The 7,010-nt window shown below is 36.3% G+C and carries 9 protein-coding genes and 1 rRNA gene; 1 reads left to right on the top strand and 9 read right to left on the bottom strand.

The genetic code is table 11. The features are described 5' to 3' along the window. A 16S ribosomal RNA gene (locus M3175_RS14745) occupies positions 1-271 on the bottom strand; the annotation flags it as partial. A 277-nt stretch (positions 272-548) separates the two neighbouring features. After that, positions 549-1,424 (bottom strand): nucleotidyltransferase-like protein, encoded by an 876-nt coding sequence (locus M3175_RS14740; RefSeq protein ID WP_251520296.1) that lies wholly within the window; start codon positions 1,422-1,424, stop codon positions 549-551. A 154-nt stretch (positions 1,425-1,578) separates the two neighbouring features. Between M3175_RS14740 and M3175_RS14735 the strand changes: the two genes are divergently transcribed. Further along, the gene (locus M3175_RS14735; RefSeq protein ID WP_251520293.1) at positions 1,579-1,941 is read left to right on the top strand and encodes a YgzB family protein; all 363 of its coding nucleotides are present in this window, start codon (positions 1,579-1,581) and stop codon (positions 1,939-1,941) included. A gap of 31 nt (positions 1,942-1,972) precedes the next feature. On the opposite strand, the gene perR is transcribed toward M3175_RS14735, so the two are convergent. The 7 genes from perR to M3175_RS14700 all read right to left on the bottom strand — a co-directional run bounded on the left by perR (position 1,973) and on the right by M3175_RS14700 (position 6,907). Continuing rightward, on the bottom strand, positions 1,973-2,413 hold the full coding sequence (perR, locus tag M3175_RS14730) for a peroxide-responsive transcriptional repressor PerR (RefSeq protein WP_119707042.1): 441 nt from the start codon (positions 2,411-2,413) through the stop codon (positions 1,973-1,975). A gap of 103 nt (positions 2,414-2,516) precedes the next feature. Next, a complete protein-coding gene (locus M3175_RS14725) occupies positions 2,517-3,068 on the bottom strand; it encodes a cob(I)yrinic acid a,c-diamide adenosyltransferase (protein ID WP_251520290.1) in 552 nt (183 codons plus the stop codon). 200 nt (positions 3,069-3,268) lie between these two features. Beyond that, positions 3,269-3,739 (bottom strand): thioredoxin-dependent thiol peroxidase, encoded by a 471-nt coding sequence (gene bcp / locus M3175_RS14720; protein WP_251520287.1) that lies wholly within the window; start codon positions 3,737-3,739, stop codon positions 3,269-3,271. Between the two features lie 77 nt (positions 3,740-3,816). Then, a complete protein-coding gene (locus M3175_RS14715; protein WP_251520284.1) occupies positions 3,817-4,227 on the bottom strand; it encodes a potassium channel family protein in 411 nt (136 codons plus the stop codon). Positions 4,228-4,308: 81 nt separating this feature from the next. After that, on the bottom strand, positions 4,309-5,079 hold the full coding sequence (locus M3175_RS14710) for an ABC transporter permease (protein ID WP_285852295.1): 771 nt from the start codon (positions 5,077-5,079) through the stop codon (positions 4,309-4,311). A 19-nt stretch (positions 5,080-5,098) separates the two neighbouring features. Next, positions 5,099-5,890, bottom strand: a complete 792-nt coding sequence (locus M3175_RS14705; RefSeq protein ID WP_251520276.1) for an ABC transporter permease — start codon at positions 5,888-5,890, stop codon at positions 5,099-5,101. Between the two features lie 9 nt (positions 5,891-5,899). Then, entirely contained in the window at positions 5,900-6,907 is a 1,008-nt protein-coding gene (locus M3175_RS14700; RefSeq protein ID WP_251520273.1) for an ABC transporter ATP-binding protein, read from the bottom strand. Positions 6,908-7,010 lie beyond the last annotated feature (103 nt).

The raw sequence follows: 7,010 nt of genomic DNA, 5'->3' as shown, positions 1-7,010 counted from the left end.
TTACCTCACCAACTAGCTAATGCGCCGCGGGCCCATCTATGAGTGATAGCCGAAACCATCTTTCAGCTTTTCTACATGTGTAGAAAAGAATTATCCGGTATTAGCCCCGGTTTCCCGGAGTTATCCCAGTCTCATAGGCAGGTTGCCCACGTGTTACTCACCCGTCCGCCGCTAACAAGGAGGAAGCAAGCTTCCTCCAAGTCCGCTCGACTTGCATGTATTAGGCACGCCGCCAGCGTTCGTCCTGAGCCAGGATCAAACTCTCCAATAAAGAGTAAGATTAGCTCTTAAAGTTAAAACGTTGGCTAGTGTGTATTTCAACACTAATCATTTTTTGTTGACGTATGATTTGTTTAGTTTTCAAAGAACAATTTTTATCATCTCGCTCAGAGGCGACTTTATTAATATATCACAGCGTTAATATCATGTCAACACTGTTTTTGAAAAACATTTCCGTCAGCTACAAAGTCATTATAGCGACATTTCGTAGCGACGGATATTAATATAACAAGAATCCGAACACAGGTCAACAAAAAAACGATATTTTTTTACGATAATTTTTCAGCAACTTTATAATATCTATGAAAAACACCTTGTCCCTTTGTTTCCTGATTAACAACCTCAATATATCCTTTTTCTATTAAGTACTCTAATAACATACTTAAATCTACCGAGTATTCTTTCAACTCATCATGACTTAAGATTTCTTGGAACGTCCAAAGGTCCTTTTGTTCTAGTACTTCTTGAAGATGCATAATGCCTACTTTCGTTCTTGAATGAATAAGAAACTCACTTGCTAAAAATAATAGTTCAAGCCTTTTTTCAATTGATTCTTCACTCATTACTAGCTCTGAATACAATTTAAAAATTTCAGGTTCAATTTGTTTTACCTGATGCCAAACGGTCACTTCAGGATGAAAACCATTTTCGATTACAGCAAGTCTTGCTAAATGATGAAGAGAGTGAACCACATGATTATATGCATCTAAATGATGTTTATTTTCAAAGAAGGCTTTCCCATCCATATAGCGACGAATTAATCTTGCAAACTCGAGACCCATCTTAACCTTTCTACCATAGAAAGGAAATTCCATAAGTTCTTTTTTTAAATTATGAAGGTACTCATTACGATCGAATTGAATTTTCCCGTTATAAAACCAGTCAAAGATTTTACGATTGGTACCAAGAAGAATCCATTCATTAATTTGTGCTTCTGTTACAACATGTAAAGCAGCCTTTTTATTTTCATAAGTGTAATGTTTAATAAAAACCGCTTGTTCCGCTTCCTTTACAACAATAAGTAAAACAGCATCAAACGTATCTGTTGTAGGAATGGATTTCTGTTTTTTCTCTATAAATAAAACACCAAGTGTATTCGCTTGGCTTGCCCGTTCCTGGTATAAAGGACGGAGAAAGTCTTCCATAGGAATTCCTCCCAATTCTTGATAGGCTATAATTTCGACGTCGAACATGAAACTCCTTCAAAATAAAAAGTCAAATTTCGACACAGACCTCCTTATTATATATTTATCTCAACAATAATGGTATGATATATTTAGCTTTTAGGAGGGAACAAAAATGGGTAAATATTCTAGCAAAATTAACAAAATCCGCACTTTTGCTCTAAGCTTAATTTTTATCGGATTCATTATTATGTATATAGGAATCTTCTTTAGAACTTCTCCATTGGTTATGACTTTCTTTATGCTTCTTGGGCTTTTATCAATCATCGCGAGCACGGTGGTGTATTTCTGGATCGGAATGTTATCTACGAAGACCGTTCAGGTAGTTTGTCCAAATTGCCAAAAAACAACGAAGGTATTAGGGCGAGTGGATATGTGTATGTATTGTAACGAACCACTAACCCTTGACCCGAGCTTAACTGGCAAGGAATTTGATGAAAAATATAACCGTAAAAACAGCAAAAAAGCTGACATGTAAGTCAGCTTTTTTATTTTCCATCTTTTTAAGCTTAATGAGCTTCTTTAATAGCACAATCCGGACAAGTTCCGTAAATCTCCATTCGATGGTGACTTACTTTAAATCCCGTAACATGTGATGCTAATTGTTCTACTTCATCAAGACCTGGATAGTGGAAGTCAACGATCTTTCCACACTTTTCGCAGATCACATGGTAATGATGGGTTGTAATAAAATCAAACCTACTGGATGCATCACCGTAAGTAAGTTCTTTTACAAGTCCAACCTCGCGGAATACTCGTAAATTATTGTAAACTGTAGCCACACTCATATTAGGGAATTTTCCTTCAAGAGCTTTATAAATATCATCAGCAGTCGGGTGTGACATGGAGTTTATTAAATATTCAAGTATCGCATGACGCTGGGGAGTAATACGGACTCCAGTTTCTTTTAACGTGTCAAGCGCTTCTTTCAATTGATGCGACACCGCCATGCACCTCTTTTCTAGTAAAAATTATTACTTTATAATATTTACAATTAGTGTACTAAGATGTGTTATACTTTGTCAATATTCCTGCCGTGTAAATGATAAATATTTATTGTTGTACTTTTACTAGAACATCATTTATACCCTTCTGACTATTCACATATCTTCCTGCGACAAATAACAAATCAGATAGACGATTTAAATAAGCAATTATTTTCGGGTTTACTTGGTCGATATCGACTGCACATCTTTCTGCCCGCCTCACAATTGTTCGTGCCATATGAAGGGCTGCGGCAGTTGAATTCCCCCCTGGCAAAATAAAGTTTTTCAATTCTTTAAGGTTCTCTTCCCACCGATCAATACAAACCTCAAGTTCACTTACATCCTTTTCCGTTACTGTGCTTATCACTTTCTTTCCTAATGGTGTAGCAAGCTCAGCTCCAACATAAAAAAGAGTGGTTTGTACATGAGTCAGTGTTTCTTTAATATCCTTCTCTGCTTCTTGATCATCTAGTACCAAAAGACTTAAAGCAAGCCCAATCGCTGAGTTCGCTTCATCACATGTTCCATACGCTTCTACTCTTTGATCACTTTTCTTTACACGCTCACCATAAAGTAGCGATGTTTTTCCATTATCACCTGTTCTTGTATAGATTTTCATACGACACCTCTTTAGGTTAATTTCCCTTATTACTATATGTATGTGGTTGATATTTCAATTTATTCAACCGAATGACTAGCACACTCATAAAAAAAAACAGGCTATGATTAGCCTGTTAAAAAGTATCTGAGGAGGTATGCCCTAATATAATGTATTCACTACTTGTTTATTTGAATGGACAATAGCCTTTAAATAGAAAATTAGGCTTTAATTTTTTCTTTCAGGAATTGTAATGCCTGTTCTACATGACCTTTCACAGACACTTTTCTCCATTCCTTCACTACGATTCCTTCTTCATCAAGAATGAAGGTTGAACGCTCAATGCCCATGTATTCTTTACCAAAGTTCTTTTTTAATTTCCAGACCCCAAATGCTTCTGACAACTTTTGTTCTTCGTCTGCTAATAATAAAAAAGGAAGATCATATTTACCAATAAATTTTTCATGTCTGCTCATCGGATCTGTACTTACCCCAATAATAATAGCGTTCAAGTCAGCAAAGCTTTCGTGCTGATCTCGAAAATCACAAGCTTGTGTCGTACAGCCAGGCGTCATATCCTTTGGGTAAAAATACAACACAATATTCTTCCCCTTAAAATCTAAGAGCCGAACTGTCTCCCCATTGCTCGCAAGTAGCGCTACATCCGGAGCTACTTTTCCTACTACATCCATAAATACCCCTCCAATATTCTATATACAGTTAGCCTATCTAACTTACAAATAAAATACAACTTTGGAGGGGCGAGTAATTAGTTCTTTTCCATATCAATGACTGCTCTTGCGACAAAAGCTGCAGGAATTGTATATCCTATCAGTGCTTGGAACACCGCTATCCCCCGCGCGATACCAACCGGTGATATATCACCATATCCTACCGAGAAGAGGGTAATGGCACTAAAATAAATACTTGTTGCTAATCTTTCTATATAATGTAGGGAATTGTTTGCTTGGTTGGTTTCAAGCAGCACATCGTGACCATGTATTTCTAATAATAAATATAACAAGCCAAAACCAATGGTTACTGTTGCATAGATAAAGGCAAGAAAGAGAAAATTTTCAAATGACACCTGTTTCCCTTTTATTTTATTCGGGACAAAAAGCAGTCGTAAGCTCATAAAAAGACAAATGAAAATAATTAGTAAAGACAGAGAAAATATCATATTCTTATCCTCTTTTCCAATGAACTCCTCACTTTACTATACGCGCTTCTCATTTATGTTATGACTGCATGTACACGGTCTTCAGTTCCCTGCTCCTCGATATCGTTTAACTCCCTCGTTCCATACAAATACGGATATAGCAAAAAACACAACTCCTATAACGGGCGTTAAAAAGGAATACACATACCATTCTTCTCTTCTCAAGAAAAACGCGGCTGGGTATACTCCGACAAATGCAAAAGGAAGAATCCATGTGAGCACAAAGCGAATCACCGTGTTATAAATATCTACCGGGTACCTTCCATAATTACCTATGTTGTACATCATTGGCATAATGGATGTTCTAGCATCTGCCCAAAAGCTGATACAGGCGATAAGAATAAAGACACCTGCATACACAAGAACTCCACCTATTACAAAAATTAAGAACAAAATAGGATCGTACCAATTGATAGAAAGTCCAAGACGTGCACCCGCATATGCCATAACCACAAAACCTGTAATTGCTCCAAATAGAGATTCCAATTCCATTCGTTCAAGGACAATTTGAAACAAGCTGTGTATTGGTCGAGTTAAGATTCTGTCCAGCTCGCCTTTTACTATATATCGCTCGTTGAAATCCCAAATATTAAAGAAGGACGAAAATAAAGCGAAAGGCACAAGGAAGAAACCATAAATAAAGATAATCTCATCCCGACTCCAGCCATTTAAAAAATCAGTATGACCAAAAACAACAATAATGAAAATCAAATTTACCCCTTGAAAAAGCAAATCTGATACCAGTTCAACAACAAGGTCTGAACGATATTGAAGTCTAGTTTTCAAATATTGACCAATATATTGTGCAAGCATTTGTAAATAAAACACCCTATTACCCTCCTTGGATGACAAGCATTTTCTTGGCTAATATCCAAAGAGCCTGTATCGGAACGATTAAGATTAACACCCACATACCTTGTAGCATGATTGCTTGCATGGTCTCACTAAATGAAAAACCATTTGTGAATATCATGCTTGGGACATAACTGATTCCTTGAAATGGGAGAAACTTAAATACCTCTTGAATTCCCTGAGAAAAAAAACTGAGTGGTAATAAAAGTCCAGAAAACAAATCAATAATTACCCTTTTCGCTCGAATGAGACCTGTATTATTAAATAAGAAAAAAGTAGTCATTCCTGTTAATAAATTGATTTGAGTATTTATTAAGAAGCTTAGGACAATAGAAACAGAAAAGAGAGCCCATGTGTATATATCTGCTGAAAACCGAATAGGAAAAATCAACGAAACGATAAGCATTCCAGGGACAGAAAAGAAAAATAAACGGAATATTCCTTCACCAAGCCCTTGCATGGTCTTCATCGTTAAGTAATTATAAGGTCGAATTAATTCAACAGCTACCTTTCCTTCCTTAATTTCCATAGCCATTTCACGGTCAATATTATTAAAATAAAACGCACGTGCCATCCACGCAACCGCTACATAAGTAGTCATCTGGAGTACCGATAACCCCTCAATCGTCTCCTTGCCTCCATAAATAGCCTTCCATAAAAAATAATAAGCACCAATATTAATACTATAAATTAAAATACCTGTGTAATAATTTGTTCGGTACGCTAACATCATTAAGAATCTTATTCGAATCATCTCAATATATTTATCCATACTTCGCACCTATACTTCACCTTTCTCATAAATCTTACGGATAATTTCTTCAGTAGAAACCTCCATAATCTTCACATCTTTTATTTGAAAGGAAGAAATCACTGCACCAATTAAATCCGAGACCGCATTTGCTTCGTCGGTTGTATAAGCAGTAAAATGCTGTTCTTTTTCTTCTAACTCCCATTTAACATGTAATTCTTGAGTTACCTTCTCTAAGGCCGAAAGCTCAACACGCTCTAAAAATTGAAATTGAACTTCTTTTCCTTCACCCCATGTTTCCTTTAAGTTTTTCAAGGCACCATCGTAAATAATATTACCTTCATCAAGCATAACAACACGGTCACAAAGTGCTTCAATATCCGTTAAATCATGAGTTGTTAGCAGGATGGTTGTATTATATTTTTCATTTATTTCCTTTAAAAAATCACGAATTTTCAATTTTACTAGTACATCTAGTCCGATGGTTGGTTCGTCTAAGAATAAAAGTGGCGGATTATGTATGAGAGCAGCAGCAAGCTCACAGCGCATCCTTTGACCTAATGACAACTTTCGAACAGGTTTATCCAGAAGTGGTTCAATATCCAAAGTTCGGATAACATGGCCCATATGACGGTCATACTCTTCATCGGAAACTTTATAAACCTTTTTTAATAAACGAAAGGACTCTTGAACAGCAATATCCCACCAAAGCTGCGAGCGCTGTCCAAACACTACACCAATTGTCTGAACAAAAGCCTCTCGTTCTTTATGAGGATTCATTCCATTTACTACCACATCACCTGAAGAAGGGGTTAATATACCTGTTAGCATTTTAATCGTTGTTGATTTACCAGCTCCGTTCTCACCGATATAACCAACCATCTCTCCTTGCTTAACGGAAAAACTAATATCATTTACAGCACGAAGCACTTTATAATTTCTCGAAAATAAGTCTCTAAACGCTCCCTTAAGACCCGAACGCGAAGAATACGATTTAAACTCTTTTCTTAATCCATGTACTTCAATAGCATTTTTCATCCTGTTTCCTCCATATCTATCAAACACAAATCTTAGTGTACCCAAACCACTATCTCTTCTCAACCAAATACACTTATCTAAAAAATTTGCTATAGTTGTACGA

This window comes from Robertmurraya korlensis (assembly GCF_023715225.1).
In the GTDB taxonomy this organism is placed as follows: domain Bacteria; phylum Bacillota; class Bacilli; order Bacillales; family Cytobacillaceae; genus Robertmurraya_A.
Note: the sequence above shows the minus strand (reverse complement) of the source record. Positions and strands in the feature narration are given on the sequence as shown.